The organism is Mesorhizobium sp. M0016 (assembly GCF_040324035.1).
GTDB lineage: Bacteria > Pseudomonadota > Alphaproteobacteria > Rhizobiales > Rhizobiaceae > Mesorhizobium.
Window position 1 is genome coordinate 229,721 of the sequence record NZ_JAMYVM010000007.1, and the last position, 23,850, is coordinate 253,570.

The 23,850-nt window shown below is 62.1% G+C and carries 23 protein-coding genes; 3 read left to right on the plus strand and 20 right to left on the minus strand.

All coding sequences use genetic code 11. From position 1 onward, the window contains the following. The 8 genes from hflX to dusB form a co-directional block, all read right to left on the minus strand. The gene (gene hflX, locus NKJ88_RS13605) at positions 1-1,392 is read right to left on the minus strand and encodes a GTPase HflX (protein ID WP_023708495.1); all 1,392 of its coding nucleotides are present in this window, start codon (positions 1,390-1,392) and stop codon (positions 1-3) included. Then, on the minus strand, positions 1,393-1,638 hold the full coding sequence (gene hfq, locus NKJ88_RS13610; RefSeq protein ID WP_006202172.1) for an RNA chaperone Hfq: 246 nt from the start codon (positions 1,636-1,638) through the stop codon (positions 1,393-1,395). It lies immediately after the preceding gene. Between the two features lie 145 nt (positions 1,639-1,783). Then, positions 1,784-2,644, minus strand: coding sequence for a D-amino-acid transaminase (locus tag NKJ88_RS13615; RefSeq protein ID WP_023701734.1), 861 nt, complete (start codon positions 2,642-2,644; stop codon positions 1,784-1,786). Between the two features lie 102 nt (positions 2,645-2,746). Then, complete coding sequence (ntrX, locus tag NKJ88_RS13620; protein WP_023668929.1) at positions 2,747-4,108, minus strand: nitrogen assimilation response regulator NtrX; 1,362 nt, start codon at positions 4,106-4,108, stop codon at positions 2,747-2,749. Further along, a complete protein-coding gene (locus NKJ88_RS13625; protein ID WP_023668928.1) occupies positions 4,098-6,386 on the minus strand; it encodes a sensor histidine kinase NtrY-like in 2,289 nt (762 codons plus the stop codon). Before NKJ88_RS13625 ends, ntrX begins: the two co-directional genes overlap by 11 nt. 144 nt (positions 6,387-6,530) lie before the next feature. After that, a complete protein-coding gene (ntrC, locus tag NKJ88_RS13630) occupies positions 6,531-7,988 on the minus strand; it encodes a nitrogen regulation protein NR(I) (RefSeq protein WP_023691281.1) in 1,458 nt (485 codons plus the stop codon). Next, positions 7,985-9,130, minus strand: coding sequence for a two-component system sensor histidine kinase NtrB (locus NKJ88_RS13635; RefSeq protein ID WP_023668926.1), 1,146 nt, complete (start codon positions 9,128-9,130; stop codon positions 7,985-7,987). The genes ntrC and NKJ88_RS13635 overlap by 4 nt, the downstream gene beginning before the upstream one ends. Beyond that, the gene (gene dusB, locus NKJ88_RS13640; RefSeq protein WP_352444338.1) at positions 9,127-10,149 is read right to left on the minus strand and encodes a tRNA dihydrouridine synthase DusB; all 1,023 of its coding nucleotides are present in this window, start codon (positions 10,147-10,149) and stop codon (positions 9,127-9,129) included. Before dusB ends, NKJ88_RS13635 begins: the two co-directional genes overlap by 4 nt. Positions 10,150-10,288: 139 nt before the next feature. Here dusB and NKJ88_RS13645 point away from each other — a divergent pair, with 139 nt between their 5' ends. Together NKJ88_RS13645 and NKJ88_RS13650 are read left to right on the plus strand one after the other, a co-directional pair. After that, on the plus strand, positions 10,289-11,512 hold the full coding sequence (locus tag NKJ88_RS13645; protein ID WP_352444339.1) for a bifunctional 2-C-methyl-D-erythritol 4-phosphate cytidylyltransferase/2-C-methyl-D-erythritol 2,4-cyclodiphosphate synthase: 1,224 nt from the start codon (positions 10,289-10,291) through the stop codon (positions 11,510-11,512). Further along, the gene (locus NKJ88_RS13650; RefSeq protein ID WP_352444341.1) at positions 11,509-12,018 is read left to right on the plus strand and encodes a CinA family protein; all 510 of its coding nucleotides are present in this window, start codon (positions 11,509-11,511) and stop codon (positions 12,016-12,018) included. Before NKJ88_RS13645 ends, NKJ88_RS13650 begins: the two co-directional genes overlap by 4 nt. Here NKJ88_RS13650 and NKJ88_RS13655 read toward each other — a convergent pair. From NKJ88_RS13655 to eno, 12 genes are all read right to left on the minus strand, one after another. Continuing rightward, positions 11,994-12,455, minus strand: coding sequence for a type II toxin-antitoxin system RatA family toxin (locus tag NKJ88_RS13655; protein ID WP_352444342.1), 462 nt, complete (start codon positions 12,453-12,455; stop codon positions 11,994-11,996). The two genes, NKJ88_RS13650 and NKJ88_RS13655, sit on opposite strands and share 25 nt — an antisense overlap. An 11-nt stretch (positions 12,456-12,466) precedes the next feature. Next, complete coding sequence (lipA, locus tag NKJ88_RS13660) at positions 12,467-13,432, minus strand: lipoyl synthase (protein ID WP_352444344.1); 966 nt, start codon at positions 13,430-13,432, stop codon at positions 12,467-12,469. A gap of 208 nt (positions 13,433-13,640) precedes the next feature. Further along, positions 13,641-13,898, minus strand: coding sequence for a GlsB/YeaQ/YmgE family stress response membrane protein (locus tag NKJ88_RS13665; protein ID WP_023668920.1), 258 nt, complete (start codon positions 13,896-13,898; stop codon positions 13,641-13,643). A gap of 102 nt (positions 13,899-14,000) precedes the next feature. Then, positions 14,001-15,449, minus strand: a complete 1,449-nt coding sequence (lpdA, locus tag NKJ88_RS13670) for a dihydrolipoyl dehydrogenase (protein ID WP_023688452.1) — start codon at positions 15,447-15,449, stop codon at positions 14,001-14,003. Positions 15,450-15,470: 21 nt separating this feature from the next. Next, positions 15,471-16,112 carry an SGNH/GDSL hydrolase family protein gene (locus NKJ88_RS13675; protein ID WP_023682555.1) on the minus strand — a complete coding sequence of 214 codons (642 nt, stop codon included), beginning with the start codon at positions 16,110-16,112 and terminating at the stop codon, positions 15,471-15,473. Continuing rightward, positions 16,109-16,528 carry a hypothetical protein gene (locus NKJ88_RS13680; RefSeq protein WP_023668917.1) on the minus strand — a complete coding sequence of 140 codons (420 nt, stop codon included), beginning with the start codon at positions 16,526-16,528 and terminating at the stop codon, positions 16,109-16,111. The genes NKJ88_RS13675 and NKJ88_RS13680 overlap by 4 nt, the downstream gene beginning before the upstream one ends. A 14-nt stretch (positions 16,529-16,542) precedes the next feature. After that, positions 16,543-17,964 (minus strand): pyruvate dehydrogenase complex dihydrolipoamide acetyltransferase, encoded by a 1,422-nt coding sequence (locus NKJ88_RS13685; RefSeq protein WP_023752293.1) that lies wholly within the window; start codon positions 17,962-17,964, stop codon positions 16,543-16,545. A gap of 2 nt (positions 17,965-17,966) precedes the next feature. Then, positions 17,967-18,272, minus strand: a complete 306-nt coding sequence (locus tag NKJ88_RS13690; RefSeq protein ID WP_023714177.1) for a hypothetical protein — start codon at positions 18,270-18,272, stop codon at positions 17,967-17,969. A gap of 26 nt (positions 18,273-18,298) precedes the next feature. Next, positions 18,299-19,720: a pyruvate dehydrogenase complex E1 component subunit beta gene (locus NKJ88_RS13695; protein WP_023682558.1), complete on the minus strand. Its 1,422-nt coding sequence runs from the start codon at positions 19,718-19,720 to the stop codon at positions 18,299-18,301. A 15-nt stretch (positions 19,721-19,735) separates the two neighbouring features. Then, positions 19,736-20,782: a pyruvate dehydrogenase (acetyl-transferring) E1 component subunit alpha gene (gene pdhA / locus NKJ88_RS13700; protein WP_023682559.1), complete on the minus strand. Its 1,047-nt coding sequence runs from the start codon at positions 20,780-20,782 to the stop codon at positions 19,736-19,738. A 195-nt stretch (positions 20,783-20,977) separates the two neighbouring features. Beyond that, a complete protein-coding gene (locus NKJ88_RS13705) occupies positions 20,978-21,301 on the minus strand; it encodes an FtsB family cell division protein (RefSeq protein WP_023688447.1) in 324 nt (107 codons plus the stop codon). 137 nt (positions 21,302-21,438) lie between these two features. Continuing rightward, a complete protein-coding gene (eno, locus tag NKJ88_RS13710; RefSeq protein ID WP_023701745.1) occupies positions 21,439-22,713 on the minus strand; it encodes a phosphopyruvate hydratase in 1,275 nt (424 codons plus the stop codon). Between the two features lie 390 nt (positions 22,714-23,103). On the opposite strand from eno, the gene NKJ88_RS13715 reads away from it, so the two are divergent. Continuing rightward, positions 23,104-23,844, plus strand: coding sequence for a hypothetical protein (locus NKJ88_RS13715; RefSeq protein ID WP_352444347.1), 741 nt, complete (start codon positions 23,104-23,106; stop codon positions 23,842-23,844). Positions 23,845-23,850 lie beyond the last annotated feature (6 nt).

Consider the following 23,850-nt stretch of genomic DNA (forward strand, 5'->3'; position numbering starts at 1 on the left):
TTACTGCCTGTTTTTGCGGTGCAATCGGCTTTCGATCTCTTGCCGGGCGGTGTGCGTGGCCTTGAGTGCGATGGTCGCGCTGCCATCCTCATTGTCTACCCGCGAAACGACGTCGCCATTGCGGTATAGCCAGTCGACAAGGCCGAACTGCGGCGGTTCGATCGTCACCGTCAATTCCTCGAGTTCGCCCGACATCCTGGTCTCGATCAGCGCCTTCAGCGCATCGATGCCTTCGCCGGTGACCGCCGAGATGGCGATCGGCGGCGCCTTGTTGGCGTCAGTGCCGTCGGCGAGCAGGCGCTCCCGGTTGCCGTCGTCGAGAAGGTCGACCTTGTTCCACACCTCGATGACCCGGTTCGCATCGCCAGCGTCGACACCGAGATCGGCAAGGATGCGCTCGACGTCCTCGGCCTGGGCGGCCGTATCCGGATCTGAGATATCACGCAAATGGATGACCAGATCGGCCTCGACGACCTCTTCCAGCGTGGCGCGGAAGGCGGCGACCAGATGCGTCGGCAGGTCCGAAATGAAGCCGACTGTGTCCGACAGGATGATCGGCGTGCCGTGCGGCAGGCGCACGCGGCGCAGCGTCGGGTCGAGCGTTGCAAACAGCATGTCTTCGGCCAGCACGTCGGCCCCGGTCAGCCGGTTGAACAGCGTCGACTTTCCGGCATTGGTGTAGCCGACAATCGCCACCACCGGGAACGGCACCTTCTTGCGCTTGGCGCGGTGCAGGTCGCGGGTGCGGCGCACCGTTTCCAGCTCATGCTTGAGCTTGATGATTTTTTCCTGCAGCTGCCGCCGGTCCGACTCGATCTGGGTTTCGCCGGGGCCGCCGAGGAAGCCGGCTCCGCCGCGCTGGCGTTCAAGGTGGGTCCAGCTCCGCACCAGACGGCCCTTCTGGTAGTTGAGATGGGCAAGTTCGACCTGCAGCGTGCCCTCCTTGGTCCGCGCGCGCTCGCCAAAAATCTCCAGGATCAATCCGGTGCGGTCGAGCACCTTGGCATTCATTTCTTTTTCGAGATTGCGCTGCTGCACCGGCGTCAGCGGATGGTCGACGATGACCACCTCCGCGTGACCCTCTTTGACGATCTCGGCGAATTCCGCGACCTTGCCGCTGCCGAGCAAGGTTGCCGGGCGTGGATCGTTGACGGTGACCACCGCCGTGTGGATCAGATCCAGGTTGATGGCGCGGGCAAGGCCGACCGCTTCGTCGTGGCGCGCATCCGCCGAACGCGTCAGCCGTGGACGGTTCGTTTCGTCATCGTTGCGCTGATGCCGGGTAAGCACCGGCACAATGACAACCGCCCGGGTCGGACCTGTGGCTTCCGTCCCGGAATTATGTGCTGGTTTCCCGCGGACGCCGCGGTCCGCGTCTTTTTCACGTGCCAATCAGGCGCCCTGGCTTTCCTCGCCATCGAACATCTGAACCGGCTGGCTCGGCATGATCGTGGAAATGGCATGCTTGTAGACGAGCTGGGAGTGGCCGTCACGGCGCAGCAGAACACAAAAATTGTCGAAGGAAGTGACCACGCCGGTCAGCTTGACGCCGTTGATGAGAAAGATGGTGAGTGGATTTTTGCTCTTGCGAACAGAATTCAGGAACAGGTCCTGAAGGTTTTGCGATCGTTCCGCCATTGTTCTTGTCTTTCGCCGATCCCCTTCGGTTTGCAGGCTAATGCGCCAAATTAGCGGGCACATGTCAAGCTTGCAAACACCCCCTTGCCGTCAGTAACGACAAGCAGAACGAGATATATTGATGTGCAGTCCGTCTGTGCGGTTATCAGGCTGGACTTTTTTCCGCAACGTCAAAAAAGGCTTGCCGCAATGAAAGTGTTATCGAACCGGGGTGCCCATTGGCGACCGCGGCACCGTCGATTGCCACGACCGGCATGGCGATTGTCGTTGCCGAACTGATGAAAGCTTCTCGCGCAGCCTTGGCTTCAGTGACTGAAAAACCGCGCTCCTCGATCGTCAACCCGAGCTTTGCCGCCACTTCGAACATGGTCGTGCGGGTGATGCCGCGCAGGATGCCATGCTCCGCCGGCCGGGTGACCAGAACGCCGTCCCTTGTAACGATCCAGGCGTTGGACGAGCCGCCCTCCTTGACGTTGCCATCGGTGTCGACGAACCAGGCCTCCTGGGCGCCGGCCTCCTTGGCCTTCTGCTTGGCCAGTACGTTGGGCAGCAGGCCGGTGCTCTTGATGTCGACCCGGTCCCAACGGTTTTCCGGCACGGTGATGACCTTGATGCCCGCCTCGGCTCGCTTGGCGGCCGCCGCCGGGTCGGCCTTTCTGGCCGTAATCACTAGCGATGACGGTGTATCGGCGGGGAAAACGAAGTCGCGGCTGGCAACACCGCGCGTAACCTGGACATAGACCAGGCCGTTGACGACGTGGTTGCGCCGGACGATTTCGCGCAGAAGAAGCGGCAGCACACCCTTGGTGACCGGCCAGTCGATCGACAATTCGCTAAGGGAGCGGCTCAGCCGGGCAAGATGGCGCGGCATGTCGACGATAAAGCCCTGCGCCACCTCGCAGACCTCGTAGACGCCGTCGGCGAATTGATAGCCGCGATCCTCGATATGCACGGCAGCGTCGGCATGGGCGACATAGCGCCCGTTCACATAGGTAATGCGCGGCATGGGTGATCCCTCAGAACAGTCTCGCTATTTCTAGGCGATTCCGCCGCTGCCGTAACCGGCAATTGCACGGGCCACGGCCCGCTGGACCAACAACAATGGGGATCAGACCCCCAGCGACTTCAGTTTCCGGTGCAGCGCCGAGCGCTCCATGCCAATGAATTCCGCCGTCTTCGAGATGTTGCCGCCGAAACGGTTGATCTGGGCGATCAGATAGTCCTTCTCGAACTGTTCGCGCGCCTCGCGCAGCGGCAGCGCCATGATGTGCTGGTCGGACTGGTTCGGCGTGCGCGGCATGACATCGCCGATCTCCGACGGCAACAGGTCGGCGGTGATCGGCGCATCGATATCGTCGCCACGCGCCAGGATCATCAGCCGTTCGACATTGTTGCGCAGCTGGCGGACATTGCCCGGCCAGTTGTGCGCCTGCAGCACGGCAAGCGCATCGTCGCCGATGCGGCGCGGCTTGATGCCGGCCTGGCGAGCGATCTGCTTCATGAAATTGTCGACGAGATAGGGAATGTCCTCTCGCCGCTCGGCCAGGCCCGGCACCATGACCGGAACCACCGCCAGGCGGTGATAGAGGTCTTCGCGAAAACGGCCGTCGGCGATCATCGCCTCCAGGTTCTGCGAGGTCGAGGAGATGATGCGGACGTCGACCTTGACCCGCTTGGTGCCGCCGACCCGCTCGAACTGCTGTTCGACCAGCACGCGCAAAATCTTGTTCTGCGTCTCGCGCGGCATGTCGGCCACTTCGTCGATGTAGAGAATGCCGCGGTGCGCCTCTTCAAGCGCGCCGACCTTGCGCTCGGTGCCGTTCGATTCGGTACCGAACAGCTCGATCTCCATGCGCTCGGGCGTGATGTTGGCCGCGCTCAGCGTCACGAAGGGCGCGCCCTTGCGCGTCGACAGCGTGTGGATGGCGCGCGCGGCGAGCTCCTTGCCCGAGCCGGACGGACCGATGATCATGACGCGGCTGTTGGTCGGCGCCACGCGCTCGATGGTCTGGCGCAGCTGGCTCATCGCCGACGACATGCCGATCAGGTCGAAGGTTTCGCCGCTGCGCTGCTTGAGGTCGGACACCTCGCGCCGCAATTTCGAGGTTTCGAGCGCCCGCTCGGCGATCAGGATCAGCCTGTCGGCCTTGAACGGCTTCTCGATGAAATCATAGGCGCCGCGGCGGATGGCCGACACCGCTGTCTCGATATTGCCGTGGCCGGAGATCATCACCACCGGCAGGCTCGGATGCATCGTCTTGATCTCGTCGAGCAGCGCCAGCCCGTCGAGGCGCGAGCCCTGCAACCAGATGTCGAGGAAAATCAGCCGCGGCGCCCGGTCGGCGATTGCCGCGAGCGCGCTGTCGGCATCGAATGCCGTGCGGGTTTCATGCCCTTCGTCGCTCAATATGCCCGCGACGAGTTCACGGATGTCTTCCTCGTCATCGACGATGAGAATATCAGACGCCATTACCGACCTTTTCAGTTTCTCGTTCGTGTTCCGTTTCGCCTTGACCGCGTGGCGGCGCGGTTGCGGCAGCTGGCGGCAGGATGATCGAGATCATCGCGCCGCGTCCACCGTGGAAATCCGCGGGCGCATCGTGCAATTCGAGCCGCCCGCCATGGTCCTCCACGATCTTCTTGACGATGGCGAGACCGAGCCCGGTGCCCTTCTCGCGCGTCGTCATGTAGGGCTCGAGCAGCCTTTGGCGGTTCTCGCGCGGCAAGCCTTTGCCATTGTCGATGACGTCGATTCTGATCGCGCCATTCTGCCGGGCAGCTTGAATCCGGATTATGCCGTGCGAACCGTCCTTTTGTTCCAGCCCGTCAATCGCCTCGGCCGCGTTCTTGATGACGTTGCCGAAAGCCTGCGCCATCAATCGGCTATCGAACGTGCCCTTGAGCGGTTCGTTGCCGAACACGCGTTCGAAAGCAATGTCGGCGCGGCTGACTTCGACCAGGAACGACGCCTCGCGCAGCGATTCACGCAGATCGATGGCTTTCATCTCGGGCTTGGGCATGCGGGCGAAAGCCGAGAACTCGTCGACCATGCGGCCGATATCCTCGACCTGCCGGATGATCGTGTCGGTGCACTGGTCGAAAATCTCGCGGTCCTCGGTGATGACCTTGCCGAAGCGTCGCTTGATGCGCTCGGCCGAGAGCTGGATCGGCGTCAGCGGGTTCTTGATTTCATGTGCGATACGCCGCGCCACATCCGCCCAGGCCGACGAGCGCTGTGCCTGGACGAGATCGGTGATGTCGTCGACCGTCACGACGTAGGATTTCTCCTCCTCGCCGTCGTCGCCGGCCTCGATGGTGATCTGCACGTTGAAGGTACGCTCGGCGCCGGTGCGATAGAAGGTGACCTGCTCGCGATAGACCGGCTTGCCGGATTTGCGGCCGATCTCGAAGACACGCCCGACATGCGGTAGCACGGCGGACAGGTTCTGCCCCAGCGCCGCCGTGGCCGATATGGCCAGCATCGTTTCGGCCGATTTGTTGACGATGGAGACGATGCCGTAGGGATCGACGCCGATGACGCCGGCGGTGACGCCGGCCAGCACCGCTTCCGAGAAACGACGCCGTTCGTCGATCAAATCCTTGGCCGACAGGATCTCGTTGCGCTGCGATTTAAGCTCCAGCAGCATCTTGTTGAACGTATCGCCAAGCGAGGCGACATCGCCGTCGGAAGGCCGTACCGGAACGGCGACATCGAGATTGCCGGTCGCAACCTCGTCAGCCGCGCCGATGAGTTGACGGATGGGCCGCACCAGACGGTCGGCCACCGCTATGCCGGTCCAGATGGCCGACAGGATGATGATCAGCGTCAGTGACAGATAGGGCAGCGCGAACGCCACCTGCGACGTCCGCCTGTTGTCTTCCAGGCCGCGATATTCGGCGGTGTTGGACTGGACGATCGCCCTCGCCTTGATCACTTCGGGGTCGACCAGGCGATTGGTGTAGAGGTAGAGGCCTTCGATCTCCCGCAGCTTGATGATGGCGCCCATGATGTTGCGCGTCTTCGGCTCGATCAGCACCGGTTTGCCGTCGGCCGCGGCGCTGACCGCGCCCTCCGGCGGTGGCGGCATAGAGAAATCCGCATCGGTCTTCGCGCTCATGACAAAGGAGCCGTCTTCCCTGACCAGCGCCGCATGCACCAGGCTCCTGCCCACGGCTTCCTTGTTCATCAGGTCGAGAAAGCCGGTTCGATCGAGGCCGTAAAGCGTGCGCGAGGCGTCGAGATCATAGGCCATCGACAGCGTCGTGCCCTGAAGATTACGAGCGTTTTCCTGCACATAGGCGTCGGCGATCGACAGCGACGAGTTGACGATCGCCTTGGTGCGGATTTCGAACCAGCGGTCGAGGCCGATATCGAGCGTGATCGAGGCAATGATGGCCACCATGATGGCGGGGATGGCCGCGACCAGCGCAAACATCGTCACGATGCGCACATGCAGCCGTGACGCCGCCTTGCCGTGCCGGCGCGCCATGGTGATGCGATGCACCTCGCGGCCGACCAGAGCAATCAGCGCCAGCACAAATAAGGCATTGGCCGCAATCAGCGTCAGCGTTGTGTTTGCGTCTGGCGTGATCGGCGTGGCGCCGACAAGAATCGCAAACGAGATTGCCGCCGTAACCAGCGCGCCGGCAATTGCCACAACGCCAGGCAACGCAAGCAGCCGCCGTCCATCCCTCTGGCCGGGTCTGCTGAAAAGCGGTTCGTTTGATGTGAGAGCTTGCGAAGCCATGTCGCCGTCTAAGAGCCAGTGATTGCGTTGGATGTATGCAACGCATTGTGGCGATTATGCAACAAGTGTGGCCGTGACGGAAATCTTTCGGCCGCCGATCCCCTGAAAAGGGGATGACCTCGCGTCACTTCGGGCAGCAGGCGCTCATGATCTCGACGATTTGTACACGTTGACACCCAGCTCGCGAATCTTCTTGCGCAACGTGTTGCGGTTGAGGCCCAGCAGTTCGGCGGCCTTGATCTGGTTGCCGCGCGTTGCCGTCATGGAAGCGAGCACCAGCGGATATTCGACCTCCGACAAGATGCGTTGATAGAGACCTGCCGGCGGCAAATCACCGGCAAAAGAGGCGAAATAGCGCTGCAGGAAGTGCTCCACCGCCTGGCCGATGGACAGATCGTCCGGGATCAAATTGCCGCCGCCGGGAACGACCGGTCTTTCGCCTGTCTTCAGCTCGGCTTCAATGATCTCGGCTGATATTTCGTCCTGCGAATAGAGCGCCGCAAGCCGGCGCACCAGGTTTTCCAACTCGCGCACGTTTCCCGGCCACGGATAGCGCTTCATCAATTCGATGCCGCCGGTCGAAATGCGCTTGGTCTGCAAGCCTTCGCTGGCGCCGATCTTGAAGAAATGCCGCACCAGATCGGGAATGTCTTCCGATCTCTCACGCAAACCCGGCAGCCGAAGCGGCACGACATTCAGGCGATAGAACAGATCCTCGCGGAAAAGCCCCTGGTTGATCAGCGTGCGCAGATCCTTGTTGGTGGCGGCGACGATGCGCACATCGGTCTTGATCGGGGTGCGCCCGCCGACCGTTGTGTATTCGCCCTGCTGCAGCACGCGCAGCAGCCGCGTCTGCGCCTCCATCGGCATGTCGCCGATCTCGTCGAGGAACAGCGTGCCGCCCTCGGCCTGCTCGAAGCGGCCGGTCGAGCGGTTCTGTGCGCCGGTGAAGGCGCCCTTCTCGTGGCCGAACAGCTCCGATTCGATCAAATCGCGCGGGATCGCCGCCATGTTGATGGCGACGAACGGACCGCCGCGGCGACGGCCATATTCGTGCAACGCGCGCGCCACCAATTCCTTGCCGGTGCCGGACTCGCCCGAGATCATCACCGTCAGGTCGGTCTGCATCATGCGCGCCAGCATGCGGTAGATGTCCTGCATGGCGGCCGACCGGCCGACCAGCGGCATCGCGTCAGGCTGTTCTTCCGGTCGCGTATCGATCTTAGGTCGGCGCGGCTCTGACAGCGCCCGGTTGACGATATTGAGCAGTTCGGTCAGGTCGAACGGCTTCGGCAGATACTCGTAAGCACCTGTTTCGGAAGCACGAATCGCCGTCATGAACGTGTTTTGCGCGCTCATCACGATGACCGGCAGCTCGGGCCGCGCCTTCTTGATGCGCGGCAGCATGTCGAAGGCGTTCTCGTCCGGCATGACAACGTCGGTGATCACCAGATCGCCCTCGCCCGCCGCCACCCAGCGCCACAGCGTCGAGGCGTTGGAGGTCACGCGCACCTCATGGCCGACCCGCGACAGCGCCTGATTGAGCACGGTGCGGATGGCCGCATCGTCGTCGGCGACGAGAATATTGCCGCGAACCGTCATTTGCGGTCTCCTTCGCCTTCATCATCGGCAGTGTCGATGGGTGTTTCTTTCCAAGCCGGCATCAGGATTCGGAAGGTGGTGCCGCGCGGCGTCGAATCGCATTCGATGATGCCGCCATGCTCGCCGACGATTTTCGCCACCAGCGCCAGGCCGAGCCCCGACCCGTTCGGCTTGGTGGTGATGAACGGATCGAACAGGATCGGCAGAATGTCTTCCGAAACGCCCGAACCATTGTCGCGCACGCAGAATTCAAGCGGCAGCGACACGCGGTCCTGGGTTCCGGGAACGGACACGCGGATGCCCGGCCTGAACGCGGTCGACAGCACGATCTCCCCCTGTGGGTCGCCGCCGATGGCCTCGGCGGCGTTCTTGACCAGGTTGAGGAACACCTGGATCAGTTGGTCGCGGTTGGCGAAAACCGGAGGCAATGATGGATCATAGTCCTCCATTATCCTGATTCTCTTGGCAAAACCGTTCTTCGCGATTGCCTTCACATGGTCCAGCACGACATGGATGTTGACGGGATAGCGGTCAATCGGCCGCTCGTCGGAAAACACCTCCATGCGGTCGACCAGGGAGACTATGCGATCAGTCTCGTCAGTGATGAGGCGGGTCAGCGCGCGATCCTCGTCGGACGCCGAGAGTTCGAGCAGCTGTGCGGCGCCACGAATGCCGGACAGCGGGTTCTTGATCTCATGCGCCAGCATGGCGGCAAGGCCGGTGACCGAACGCGCGGCACCCCTGTGTGTCATCTGCCGGTCGATCTTGTCGGCCATCGAGCGTTCCTGGAACATCACCACGATCGAGCCTGGGAATTCCGGCACCGGCGCGACATAGAGATCGACGACCTTCTCGATGCCGAGACGCGGCGACGACACGTCGACACGGTATTCGTTGACCGGCGCACGGCGCTCGCGCACCTGATCGACCAGCTGCAGCAACGGGCTGCCGAACGGGATCAGCTTGGACAGTGTGTTGCGGGCAAGCATGTTGGCACTTGAACGGAAGAAGTCTTCCGCATCGGCATTGGCGTAGGTGATGAACCCGTCCGGATCGACCATGATGACCGGACGGCGGATGGTGTTCAGCACGATACTGGCGGCATCCGCCATGTCGGAGCTCGGTGTGACGGTGGCGTTCATGCGGCGCTCCGCAAGGGCGTGGCTTCGCCGGAAAACACCTCATGCAGCAAGGCAATGACGCGGGCGGGTTCGAAAGAGGTGAGGATGGCTTTCCGCCGCTCATCGGAAACGCCAGCAGAGTGGCGGTCGAGATACCAGCCGAGATGCTTGCGCGCCTGGCGCAAGCCACTTTCGACGCCGTAAAGCGTCAGCATGTCTTCGTAGTGGGAAACGATGTAGTCCGCCATGGCTTGCGGGCTTTCCGGCACGCCGGAGGGCGCGTCGCCCGCAGCCGTTGCCGCGATGTGGCCCGCCGTCCATGGCGCGCCATAATGCGCGCGGCCGATCATCACCGCGTCGGCGCCCGACTGTTCAAGGATTTCGGCGGCCTCCGCGGGCGAGCCCACATCGCCATTGGCGACGACCGGGATCGAGACGACGTCCTTGATGCGGGCGATGGCGCGCCAATCGGCCTTGCCTTGATAAAACTGGCAGCGCGTGCGCCCATGCACGGTCACCATTTTAACACCGGCCTCTTCGGCGCGGCGCGCCAAGACGGGTGCATTGAGCGCATTGTCGTCCCAGCCGAGCCGCATCTTGACCGTGACCGGCACCTGGACCGCGCCGATCACCGCTTCGATCAGCGACAACGCGTGGTCGAGATCGCGCATCAGCGCCGAGCCGGCATAGCCGCCGGTCACCTTCTTGGCCGGGCAGCCCATATTGATGTCGATGATGTCAGCGCCCTCGCCGGCAGCGATGCGCGCGCCCTCGGCCATGTGCTCGGCCTCGCGGCCGGCAAGCTGGACCATATGGACGGGCAGCCCGGAATGACGGATGCGCAGGTCGCAGCCGGCCCTGCCCTTGGCAAGCTCGCCGCTCGCCACCATTTCCGACACGACCAGGCCCGCGCCATGCGCGTAGGCGCGTTGCCGGAACGGCTCGTCCGTTATTCCCGACATGGGCGCGAGGAAGACGCGGTTGCGGATTGTCACGCCGCCAATGTCGAGCGGCGAAGCCAATTTTGTCACTTCAGGCATGCACAAAAACCAAGCATATCGGATTGCTGCACATTCTCTAGCCATAAGAAAGGCATTGTGCAACGCGCAATGACGTCACATTGCGGCGCATTTGGGAAAATGCTGGCCTTCGCCATAAGCCGCGACTAAGCCTCTCGGCATGACAGACGCAAGCGAAAAACCGGCCGAGGCGACGACCGACAAGGTCGGCGTGGTCATCGTTGCCGCCGGTCGCGGCGCGCGTGCCGGAAAGGCCGACGGGCCGAAGCAATATCAACGCATCGGTGGCCGTGCCGTCATCGCGCGCACGCTGGAGACGTTCCTGGCGCATCCCGAAATTGGCCCCGTCGTCGTCGCCATCCATGCCGATGACCGCGCGCTTTTCGACAAGGCAGCCGGCGTGTATGCCGAGCGGGTTACCGCCGTGGTCGGTGGCGAGTCGCGCCAGGCCTCGGTCCGGCTCGGCCTGCTGGCGCTGAGGGACCGTACGCCCGGCCGTGTCCTTGTCCATGACGCGGTGCGGCCGTTTGTCGACGCGGCCCTGATCGACCGCACCATTGCGGCCATTGGCGAGCGCCAGGGCGCGCTGCCCGCTTTGCCCGTCGCCGATACGCTGAAGCGCGAGTCGGCCACCGGCATGATCGAGGAGACGGTGCCAAGGGCCGGCCTTCATGCCGCGCAGACGCCGCAAGGCTTTCCGTTCTGGCCGTTGCTCGCCGCGCACGAAAAAGCCCATCATCTCGGCAAGACGGATTTCACCGACGATGCCGCGATCGCCGAATGGGCGCATATTCCGGTGAAAATCGTTCAGGGGTCGCCGGACAACGTCAAACTGACCTGGGCAAGGGATATTGCGATGGCGGATCAGCGGCTTACTGGCGAGCGTTTTCCAGACATTCGCACCGGCAATGGCTATGACGTGCACGCCTTCGAGGCAGGCGACCATGTCACTCTGTGCGGCGTCGCCATTCCGCACGGCAAGAAGCTTTCGGGACATTCGGATGCCGATGTCGGCCTGCACGCGCTGACCGATGCGCTGCTCGCCACTTGCGGCGCCGGCGACATCGGCACGCATTTCCCGCCTTCCGATCCGCAATGGAAGGGCGCGGCGTCGAAGATCTTCGTCGAGCATGCGGCCAGGTTGGTGCGCGAACGCGGCGGCCGCATCGCCAATGCCGACATCACGCTGATCTGCGAGGCTCCGCGCGTCGGCCCGCATCGCGAGGCCATGACCAACGCGTTGTCGGCGATGCTGGGCATTTCCAGCGATCGCATCTCCATCAAGGCGACTACCAACGAAAAACTCGGCTTTGTCGGCCGCGAGGAAGGCATCGCCGCCATCGCCACAGCCAGTGTCGTCTTCCCCGGGGAGGTTCCCGCATGAACAACAGCGATCTTGCCAACGCCCTGCTCCAGGTCTGCCAGCAGCGCGGCATCATGCTGGCGACGGCCGAGAGCTGCACCGGCGGCATGATCATCTCGGCACTGACCGACATTGCCGGCTCGTCCGCTGTCGTCGATCGCGGCCTCATCACCTATTCCGATGAAGCAAAGATGGAGATGCTCGGCGTCTCGCCCGCCACACTCGAGGCGCATGGCGCCGTCTCGCGCGAAACGGTTCTGGAGATGGCGGAGGGCGCTCTGGCGCGCTCGCGCGCCGGGCTGGCGCTTGCCGTCACAGGCATTGCCGGCCCAGGCGGCGGTTCGCCGGAAAAACCGGTCGGCCTCGTCTGGTTCGGAGTTGCCCTAAGAGGTGGGCCGGTGGCTGCCGAGCTCAATATGTTTGCCGACAATGGCCGCGACTTCATCCGCCGCGAGACGGTCAAGCATGCGCTGGAGATCGCGCTGCGCGCGCTCGGCGACACTCATGAGATGGGCGTCGTTCCGTAGATGACGTCCGCACGTTTTTCGAAGGCTTCGGAAAACATGCGGAAGGCACGATCGAACATGGTGCCCATCACCACGCCGAGGATACGGCTCTTGAACTCGTAGTCGATGAAGAAGCGGACGTTGCAGCCGCCGCCGTCGGCCGGCTCGAAGCGCCAGATATTGCTGAGATATTTGAACGGTCCATCGATGTATTTGACATCTATTGTGTTTTCGTCCGGCTTCAGCAGCACTTGCGTCGTAAAGGTCTCGCGGATCGCCTTGTAGCCGATGCTCATATCGGCAACGAGAATGGTGCGGCGATCACGCTCCTTGCTAGAGCGCACCGTCAGCGCCTCGCACAGCGGCAGAAATTCAGGATAGGTCTCGATATCGGCGACCAGCGCAAACATCTGCTCCGGCGTGTGGGCAACGCGGCGTGTGGCTTCGAATTTCGGCATTGAAGCAGGATTTAACTGGCTTTTTTGAGCTGCGCCTCACGCGCCGCCCGCAGCCTGGCGAAATCGTCACCGGCATGATGCGAGGAGCGCGTCAGCGGGCTCGACGCCACCAGCAGGAAACCCTTGGTCTTGCCGATCTTCGCGAAGGAGTTGAACTCCTCCGGCGTGACGAAGCGGATCACCGGGTGGTGTTTCTTCGACGGCTGCAGATACTGGCCAATGGTCATGAAGTCGACATTGGCCGAGCGCAGGTCGTCCATCAGTTGCAGGATCTCGTTGCGCTCTTCGCCGAGGCCGACCATGATGCCGGATTTCGTGAAGATCGACGGGTCGAGCTCCTTGACCCGCTGCAACAGCCGGATCGAGTGGAAATAGCGAGCACCTGGCCGCACCGTCAGGTAGTTCGACGGCACGGTTTCGAGATTGTGGTTGAAGACATCGGGCTTGGCCGCCACGACGATCTCCAGCGCGCCCTCCTTGCGCAGGAAATCGGGCGTCAGGATTTCGATCGTGGTCAAGGGCGTCGCTGCTCGGATCGCCCGGATAACCTCGGCGAAATGCTGCGCGCCGCCATCGGCGAGATCGTCGCGGTCGACCGAGGTGATGACGACATGGGTCAGCCCCATCTGCTTGACGGCATGCGCGACACGCGCCGGCTCATCGGCATCGAGCGCGGTGGGAATGCCGGTGGCGACATTGCAGAAGGCGCAAGCGCGCGTGCAGATCTCGCCCATGATCATGAAGGTGGCGTGCTTCTTTTCCCAGCACTCGCCGATATTGGGGCAGCCGGCCTCTTCGCACACGGTTACCAGCTTGTGCGACTTCACGATCTCGCGCGTTTCGGCATAGCCCTTCGACATCGGCGCCTTGACGCGGATCCAGTCGGGTTTGCGCAGCACGTCCTGATCAGGCTTGTGCGCCTTCTCGGGGTGCCGCAGGCGCGGCGCGTTGGCGATCGTGTCGAGAACAGTGACCATCTCAAACCTGACTTGTTGGCGTCTGCCCGTCGGCATTCGCCCTTCTGGCGTCATCTAGGACTTTTCGGTGCAAAGAAAAAGGCTGCGGCGGCGCATGCCGCCACAGCCTTTTTCGCATAGCGGGGATCCGGAGCAATTCCAGGAAAAGTGTGACACGGTTTTCCGTCCGGAATTGCGTCAGAAGAACGAGATAAAACGGCGAGCCGTTTTATCGGCGAATGAGCCGCCCGGCAAAGATCAGCAGGCAGGCGCCGATGAAGCCGGTGATCAGGTAGGCGAGCCAGCCGACTCCGAAGGGTTCGATGTTGAGCGCCCTGAGAATTGCGTTCAGCACCACCGCGCCGACAATGCCCATAATGATGTTCATCAAGACGCCGGTATTGCTCTTCATGACCATCTCGGCCAGCCACCCGGCCAAACCGCCGATGATGATGGCCGCAATCCAGCCCACGCCATTCACGTCCATATGCCAACTCCTCCAGTGTCAGGTGAAAATGCATCCGGAAACGAACTGTCTTGCCGTAAGGTTCCTCCGGCGCATGTGTCTGAGTCTCGCGGCACCAATTTATCACGCGTTGAGCGCACGGCCATAGGCATCAAGCACGCTTTCCTTCATCATCTCCGACAGCGTCGGATGCGGGAAGATGGTGTGCATCAGTTCTTCCTCGGTGGTCTCCAGGTTCATCGCCACGACAAAGCCCTGGATCAGCTCCGTCACCTCGGCGCCGACCATATGCGCGCCGAGCAGCTGGCCGGTCTTCTTGTCGAAAATGGTCTTGATGAAGCCCTGGTCCTCGCCAAGCGCGATCGCCTTGCCGTTGGCGCCGAACTGGAAGCGGCCGACACGAATGTCCTTGCCTTCGGCCTTGGCCTTGGCTTCGGTGAGCCCGACCGATGCGACCTGGGGGTTGCAATAGGTGCAGCCCGGGATCTTCAGCTTGTCTGTCGCATGCACGCCGGGGAAATTGGCGATCTTTTCGATACATACCACGCCTTCATGCTCAGCCTTGTGAGCCAGCATAGGCGGCCCGGCGACATCGCCGATGGCGTAGATGCCGGGCACATTGGTCTTGCCGTAACCGTCAATGACGACACAGCCGCGATCCGTCTTCACGCCGAGCGTCTCGAGGCCGAGATTCTCGATATTGCCTTGCACGCCGACGGCCGAGATCATGCGGTCGGCGGTGATCTTCTCGACCTTGCCGTCCTTCATCTCGACATGTGCGGTAACCGAGTTGGCACCCTTCTCGACCTTGGTCACCTTGGCCTCGAGGATGATTTTCATGCCCTGCTTCTCGAACTGCTTCTGCGCGAATTTCGAGACCTCGGCATCCTCGACCGGCATCACCGCCGGCAAAAGCTCGACCACCGTCACCTCGGCGCCCATGGTGCGGTAGAAGGAGGCGAACTCGATTCCGATGGCGCCCGAACCCATGACCAGCAGCGATTTCGGCATCTCCTTCGGCACCATCGCCTCGAAATAGGTCCAGATCAGTTTGCCGTCCGGCTCGATGCCGGGCAGCGCGCGCGGCCGGGCGCCGGTGGCGAGAATGATGTGCTTGGCGGTATAGGTGCCCTCGCCCTTGACGCCCTTTGGCACCGGCGGCTGCGGCTCCATCGGCTTCTTCGCCGTCTTGGAGACGACGATCTCACCGGGCTTGGAGAGCTTGGCCTCGCCCCAGATAACGTCGACCTTGTTCTTCTTCATCAGGAAGGCGACGCCGCCATTGAGCCTCAACGACACTTTGCGCGAGCGGTCGACGACAGCGGCCGTGTCGGCGCTGACCTTGCCGCCTTCGAGCTTCAGGCCGTAGTCCTTCAGATGATCGGAATAGTGCATGATCTCGGCCGAGCGCAGCAGCGCCTTGGTCGGGATGCAGCCCCAGTTGAGGCAGATGCCGCCGAGGTGCTCGCGCTCGACGATCGCCGTCTTGAAGCCGAGCTGGGCGGAGCGCACCGCCGTGACATAGCCGCCGGGGCCTGAGCCGATGATTATGACGTCGTAGGATTCAGCCACGGGGTTTCTCCCTGATTTTCTCTAGAGTTCCAGCATCACACGCACCAATGGCGCCAATGCGTCACCTATATTGCGCGTATTTTCGGCATCGAGATGGACCCCGTCGATCGGTGTGGTCTCGGCCACCGTGCCGGCATCGAAAAAGCCGCAGCCGGCCTCGTCGGCGAGCGCGGAATATTGCGGCGCCAGCCGCTTCGAGGCCTCGTCGCCGCCGGCAAACATTTCCTTGAATTCGGCATTGTCGGTGCGGCTGACCGCTGGTGGCGCGACGATCAGGATTTGCGGCGCGGCCCAGTCGAACGGATAATCGTGGCCGCGCACGATGTCGATCAGCCGTTGCACCCCCTGCTTGGCCGCGACCGGATTGCCGTGGATCCAGGGCTTCATGTCGTTGGCGCCGAGCATGATGATGATCAGGTCGAGCGGCGCATGGCTGGTCAGGATCGTCGGCAGCACCTTGGCGCCATTGCGGTCGGCACCAGCCAGGTGATCGTCGAAAGCCGTGGTGCGGCCGTTCAGACCTTCGGCAATGACTTCGATATCATCGTCGCCCAACGCCGCCTTGAGCACGCTCGGCCAGCGATCTTCCAGCGCATGACGCCCGAGGCTCGCCGCGTCATAGCCCCAGGTCAGGGAATCGCCGTAGCAGAGGATCGTCTTCATGCACCCGCACCCGCCTCCGCCCTAAGCCCGCGCCGCACGCGCCATCCCACGAACAGCCACTGCACGATAACCGTGGCGATGCTTGGCAAAAACAGACCGGCGACAACGGGGAGATCGCCCGACCACTGGGCTTTGCCAGGCGGCTGCGAGAAGGTCCAGGCAATCAGCCCGATTCCGGCCAGCACGAACAACGAAACCCCAACAAGCCCCGTCAGGTTTATCGCCCTTTGCGGGTTTGGCACGAACTGCGCGATGAAAAACGCCACGGTCGCAACGATGGTGACCAGCGCCGAAACCATGAAGACCAGGATGTATTCGGAATTCGCATTGGTGACGATTGCCAGCCACAGCGCCACCAGCCCGCCGGCCAGGCCGGAAAGGATCAGGGCGAAAAGGCTGGTGACGAATTTCCGCACAGCCTTTTTCCTTCCTAGACCAGCATGCCCATCGGATTTTCGATCATGCGCTTGAAGGCGACCAGAAGTTCGGCGCCGAGCGCACCGTCGACGGCGCGGTGATCGGTCGACAGCGTCACCGACATGATATTGGCGATTCTGATCTCGCCATTCTTGACCACCGGCCGCTGCTCGCCGGCACCCACCGCCAGGATCGTCGCATGCGGCGGGTTGATGACGGCGGCAAAGTCCTTGATGCCGAACATGCCGAGATTGGAGACAGCCGTCGTGCCGCCCTGATATTCCTCAGGCTTCAGCTTGCGGCTGCGGGCACGGCTCGCCAGATCCTTCATCTCGTTGGAGATAGTGGACAGTGTCTTTTCGTCGGCGTGGCGGATGATCGGCGTGATCAGGCCGCCGGGGATCGACACGGCAACGCCGACATCGGCGTGCTTGTGCTTGACCATGGCGCTTTCGGTCCAGGACGCATTGGCATCCGGCACCGCCATCAGCGCCATCGCCATCGCCTTGATCACCATGTCGTTGACCGACAGCTTGTAGACGGGCACTTCGCCCTTGTCGGTCTTCTTCATCGGAGCCGCCGCATTGATCTGTGTGCGCAGCGCCAGCAGCGCATCGAGCTCGCAGTCGAGCGTCAGGTAGAAATGCGGGATGGTTGTCTTGGCCTCGACCAGGCGGCGCGCAATGGTCTTGCGCATATTGTCGTGCGGGACGAGCTCATAGGACCCTTCGGCAAACAGCTTCAGCACCTGTTCGTCCGACATCGCCTTGGGTGCCGCAGCCGGAGCCGCAGGTGCCGGAGCGCCGGCAGGTGCGGCTTTCGCGGCCGGTGCAGCCTTGGCGCCACCGCCGGCAATCGCCGCCTCGACATCGGCCTTGACGACACGGCCATGCGGGCCGGTGCCACTCACAGCGGACACATCGACGCCGGCGTCCTTGGCTATGCGCCGCGCCAGCGGCGAGGCGAAAGTGCGCTCGCCTGACGATTGGCTGATCTCCCCCCTTGTGGGGGAGATGGCCGGCAGGCCAGAGGGGGGCGCGACAGACTGAGAGGTCGGCGGGACAGCGCCCCCCTCTGTCGACTTCGTCGACATCTCCCCCACGGGTAGGGAGATTGACGCCTTATCCTGGTTGGCATCGGCTTTCGCGGGCGCGGCATCGCCACCACCCTTTGCCGCCGCCCCTGCATCCTCGCCTTCGCCGGCGAGAATGGCGATCAGCGCATTGACCTTGACGCCTTCGGTGCCGGCCGGAACGACCAGCTTGGCGACCGTGCCCTCATCGACGGCCTCGACTTCCATCGTCGCCTTGTCGGTCTCGATCTCGGCGATCACGTCGCCCGGCGAAACCTTGTCGCCCTCCTTGACCAGCCACTTGGAAAGATTGCCCTCTTCCATCGTGGGCGAGAGTGCCGGCATGGTGATGTTGATTGGCATAGTTACTCTCCCTGCAAGCCAGCCGGGCTAACCACGGCAAGTTCTAGACGTTTGCCTTTGAATTCCTTGCCAATCGATCGGGCCAAGAAGAAATTCAAACAAAGGAATGATGCTACAAGCCCAAGGCATGCTCCCCCAACAGAGCTCAGTACCTGAATTGCCTCATGGCGAAGTCCAAAAAAACCGCCAATGAACCCAATGACGAACCCAACAATCGCGCCAGCAACAAATCCACAAGCGATACTAGACAGGAAGCTCCGCCAAAATAGAGACCAAGCTATTCTCCTCACATCTGCCATCGTCGCCATTTCTGCCTCCCCCGCAAGAAAGACCGTCAGCGATACGTGACGGCTTTGACCGCCTCTATGACCTCGCCGACATTGGGCAAAGCCAGCTTTTCGAGGTTCGCCGCATAAGGCATCGGCACGTCCTTGCCGGCGATGGTGATGACCGGCGCGTCGAGGAAATCGAAGGCGCGCTGCGAAACCTGGTTGGCGATGTGGTCGCCGACCGAGTTCTGCGGGAAACCTTCTTCCACCACGATCAGGCGGTTGGTCTTTTTCACGGAGGCAATGACGGTGTCGAGGTCGAGCGGGCGGATGGTCCGGAGATCGATGATCTCGGCATCGATGCCCATGCCGCGCAGTTCGGCTTCCGCCTTGATGGCATAGGTCATGCCGATGCCGAACGAGACGATGGTGACGTCCTTGCCCTGCTTGTGAATGCGCGCCTTGCCGATCGGCAGCACGAAATCATCGAGCTTCGGCACGTCGAAGGACTGGCCGTAGAGGATTTCGTTTTCAAGGAAGATGACCGGGTTCGGATCGCGGATCGCCGCCTTGAGCAGGCCCTTGGCGTCGGCAGCCGTGTACGGCATCACCACCTTCAGGCCGGGAATATGGCTGTACCAGGCGGCATAGCACTGCGAATGCTGGGCGCCGACGCGGGCGGCCGCACCGTTCGGTCCGCGGAACACGATCGGTGCGCCCATCTGGCCGCCCGACATATAGAGCGTCTTGGCCGCGGAGTTGATGATCTGGTCGATCGCCTGCATGGCGAAGTTGAAGGTCATGAACTCGACGATCGGCTTCAGGCCGGCCATCGCCGCACCGACGCCGACGCCGGCAAAGCCGTGCTCGGTGATCGGCGTGTCGACGACGCGGCGCGGCCCGAATTCCTGCAGCAGCCCTTGCGTGATCTTGTAGGCGCCCTGGTATTCCGCGACCTCCTCGCCCATGACGAAGACATCGCCGTCGCGGCGCATTTCTTCAGCCATGGCATCGCGGAGCGCTTCGCGCACCGTGGTCGAGACCATCTCGGTGCCGGCGGGAATATCCGGATCGGCGGCAGGTTTGGCCGCCGGAGCGGCGGGAACTGCCTTCGGAGCCTCGCCGGCATCCTGGGGAGCCGCTTTTGTACCTTCCTCGGCTGCATCGGTCCGCTGACCGCCAGCGGAAACGGCATCCTGGGTGGAGGCAGGCTTGCCGCTCTTTTCGACATCGCCTGCACTTTCACCGTCCTGCAGCAACACGGCGATCACCGCGTTGACCTTGACGCCTTCGGTGCCGGCGGGAACCACGATCTTGCCGATCGTGCCTTCATCGACGGCCTCGACTTCCATCGTCGCCTTGTCGGTTTCGATCTCGGCGATGACATCACCGGCGACGACCTTGTCGCCCTCGTTCTTCAACCACTTGGAAAGATTGCCCTCTTCCATGGTCGGCGAGAGAGCGGGCATGAGAATTTCGATCGGCATGTCCTTGCCCTCCCGTTACAATACGATGTCGGTCCAGAGCTCGGACGGATCCGGCTCTGCGTCGTGCTGGGCAAATTCGGCGGCGTCGGCGACGATGTCGCGGACTTCCTTGTCGATGTTCTTGAGTTCGTCCTCGGTCGCCCACTTCTTGGCCGTCAGCCGCGCCTTGACCTGCTCGATCGGATCATGATCCGAGCGCATCTTCTGCACTTCTTCCTTGGAGCGGTATTTTGCGGGATCCGACATCGAGTGACCGCGATAGCGATAGGTCTGCATCTCGAGGATGATCGGACCGTTGCCGGCACGGCACCATTCGGTCGCCTGATCGCCGGCGGATTTGACCGCACGCACATCCATGCCGTCGACCTGAATGCCGGGAATCTTGAACGAGGCGCCGCGATGCGAAAAATTGGTTTCGGCCGACGAGCGCGACACCGAAGTGCCCATGGCGTAGCGGTTGTTCTCGATGATGTAGATCACCGGCAGCTTCCACAGCGAGGCCATGTTGAAGCTTTCATAGACCTGACCCTGGTTGGCAGCGCCATCGCCGAAATAGGTCAGCGACACATTGTTGTTGTCGCGGTAGCGGTTGGCGAAGGCGAGACCGGTGCCGAGCGAGACCTGCGCGCCGACAATGCCGTGGCCGCCGTAAAAATGCTTCTCCTTGGAGAACATGTGCATGGAGCCGCCCTTGCCCCTCGACAGGCCACCACGGCGTCCGGTCAGCTCTGCCATGACGCCCCGCGGTGACAGTTCCATCGCCAGCATGTGGCCATGGTCGCGATAGGCGGTGATCATCTGGTCGCCGTTAATCAGCGACATCTTCATGCCGGTGACGACCGCTTCCTGGCCGATATAGAGGTGGCAGAAGCCGCCGATAAAGCCCATGCCGTAGAGCTGGCCGGCCTTTTCCTCGAAGCGGCGGATAAGCAGCATGTGCCGGTAGGCGGCAAGCTCCTCGTCCTTGGTGAAGTCGGCCGGCTTGGGGGCGGAAAGCCCGGTTGATTTGGCGGATGTCGATTTAACGGATTTGGCAGGCGCTTTTTTGGCGGCGGTGGCCATGCATCACTCCCTGTTGGCGTCTCTTTGCGGACACTAAAGCAGACCATGTCTGCTCCGGGGAGGATCAGCTCCTCCCCACCGATTGGAAGGAAGCTAACATGCGAGACCGCGTTTCGCTATGCAGAAAAATGCATGGCTGGCATGCGCCTAAACGCCTAGAATCATTAGAGATAACAGCGATTAACCTAAATTAGGTTATTTCGAATTGGCCGGCAGCATGATGGTGATTTCATCGGGCTGGGACAGATTGAGCGCCCGGCGTGCCTGCTCGTCGAGCATATCCTTTTCAAGCGTGCCCTCATGCATCAGCTGGACGCGCCGCTCCAGATCGACCCGGCGCGCCTTGATGGCATCGTACTTGGCCTGCAATTCGATGGTCTGCGCTTCGAGCTGATATTTGGAATTGATGCCGAATTCGCCATGATAGGCATGGAAGCCGAAATAGGCCAGGAACGCCACGCAAAGCGACGGGATGATCAGCCGGCCGGTGTTTCTCTGCTTGTGCTGGCGTGTCCACATGGTCGCAATCCTTTGACCGCCATTTGTCGCTCGATTGTGCTTAATGGACGGTTACGGACAGGTGCATTAGCCAGCGGCCGCAACGAAAAAGGGCGGGAAAATCCCGCCCATCGTCGTTTTCGCCAGTTCGGCAGAATTTAAGCTTTGACCACCGACTTGCCGGCGTAGCGCGCCTGCTTGCCGAGCTCTTCCTCGATGCGGATCAGCTGGTTGTACTTGGCCATGCGATCCGAGCGCGACAGCGAACCGGTCTTGATCTGCCCGCAATTGGTGGCGACGGCGAGGTCGGCGATGGTCGAATCCTCGGTTTCGCCCGAACGGTGCGACATGACGGCTGTGTAGCCTGCCTTGTGCGCGGTCTCGACAGCGTCGAGCGTTTCGGTGAGCGAGCCGATCTGGTTGACCTTGACCAGGATCGAATTGGCGACACCCATGCGGATGCCGTCGCGCAGCCGCGCCGTGTTGGTGACGAAGAGGTCGTCGCCAACCAGCTGCGTCTTGTTGCCGATCAGGTCGGTCAGGTACTTCCAGCCCTCCCAGTCGTCCTCGGCCAGGCCGTCCTCGATCGAGATGATCGGATAGTCGGCGGCAAGCTTGGCCAGGTACTTGGCCTGCGCCTTGGGATCGCGGGTCCTCTTCTCGCCCTCATAGACGTAATTGCCGTCCTTGAAGAATTCGGTCGCCGCACAGTCGAGACCAAGCGCGATCTCCTCGCCCGGCTTGAAGCCGGCCTTCTCGATCGATTCCATGATGAAATCGAGCGCCACCGGCGCACTCTTCAGATTGGGCGCGAAGCCGCCTTCGTCGCCGACATTGGTGTTGTGGCCGGCATCCTTGAGCTTCTTGCGCAGCGTGTGGAAGATTTCCGAGCCCCAGCGCACGCCTTCGCGCAGCGTCGGCGCGCCGACCGGCAGGATCATGAATTCCTGGAAATCGATCGGATTGTCGGCATGCGCGCCGCCATTGATGATGTTCATCATGGGCACCGGCAGCAAATGCGCCTTGGTGCCGCCGACATAGCGGTAGAGCGGCAGGCCGGCGGCTTCCGCCGCGGCCTTGGCGACCGCCAGCGAGACGCCGAGGATGGCGTTGGCGCCGAGCCGGCTCTTGTTGGGCGTGCCGTCGAGCTCGATCATGGTCTGGTCGATGTGGATCTGGTTTTCGGCTTCCAAGCCGCCGATCGCCTCGAACAGCTCGCCATTGACGGCCTCGACCGCCTTGAGCACGCCCTTGCCGAGATAGCGGGCGCCACCGTCGCGCAGTTCGACGGCCTCATGCGCGCCGGTCGACGCGCCCGACGGCACCGCGGCGCGGCCCATCGAGCCGTCTTCGAGGACGACGTCGACCTCGACGGTCGGATTTCCACGGCTGTCCAGGATTTCACGCCCGACAATGTCGATGATGGCGGTCATTGCGATGTCCCCGATTGATCGATTGAAAGCGTCGCGCCCCTCTTAGCCAAAGTGCCGCAAAAGGCAATCAGGAATGGCATGAAATAATGGTGACAGTCGCCCCATGCGCTCAGGCCGTGGGGCATGGGCGACGCCATCTGAACGCAAACAGCCCGCCCTGACGTCATATGTCTGGCGCGGCATGGGGTGGGTGCCCCGCCCCTGCGGCAATGCCTTTGTCACGAAACCAGGCGGCACACAAACTCCACCCGATGCTTCAAAAGAGGCTACCGCCAACGTGACAAACTTCACAATGCAGAGAATTCGAAGATGTTAGGGTCACATCTACAACGCGAACTATTTGGCGTCCACAGTGAAATCAACAAACTTGAACTCTTTGGGGAGGCGGCAATGGCAGCGATTTCAGGTACTGGCTGGGAACTTCTTATTAGTCGCCAAGTCGAGCATACGAGGGGCACCAGACGCAGGACAGTTGGTACCTATAAAGTCTTTCACAACGGCACGGCAGTAACGGGTCTATCGGGGTTCGTGTGTGAATCTCGCGGCCCAGGCGACAATTCCAAAGAAGACAATGGCAGGCGCATCGAGCCCGGCACCTATCCACTGGCGACGCAGGCCGGAGGCAAATATGTGACCATCGGCTACACTGGCGGCAAGACGCCACCCAAACCTGGACTCGAACTGCTGAAGACCAACAAGCGCACCGAAATCCTGATCCATCCGGGCGTCAATTTCCTGTCCAGCGTCGGATGCATCAACCCGACGAAGAAGGTGAGCGGTCCTCTTTCCGACATGGATTTCACGGAGAGCCGGACACGCGTAATCGCCCTCATCGACGATCTGAAAACCTTTGCCGGCGGTGGCTTCCCGAAAAGCAACGGCAAGCGAATTCCCAATGCTTCGGTGGTCGTCGAAGGCGAACCGGTGCTGTCGACCGAGAGTGTCGAGAGCGTGCTCGAAGCCGTTGCGGGCGATCCGAGCAAGGGTTTGCCAGCAGCGGTCTTCCAGAAATTCTCGCCCAGACCGGCAAGCGGTTCCAAGCGAACAATCTATGACGGTTACATCGGCGCCTTTACCTCCGAAAAAGGCCTCAAGACACTTGGGCGATCATGGGGTGTGCAACAACTATGATCGGCT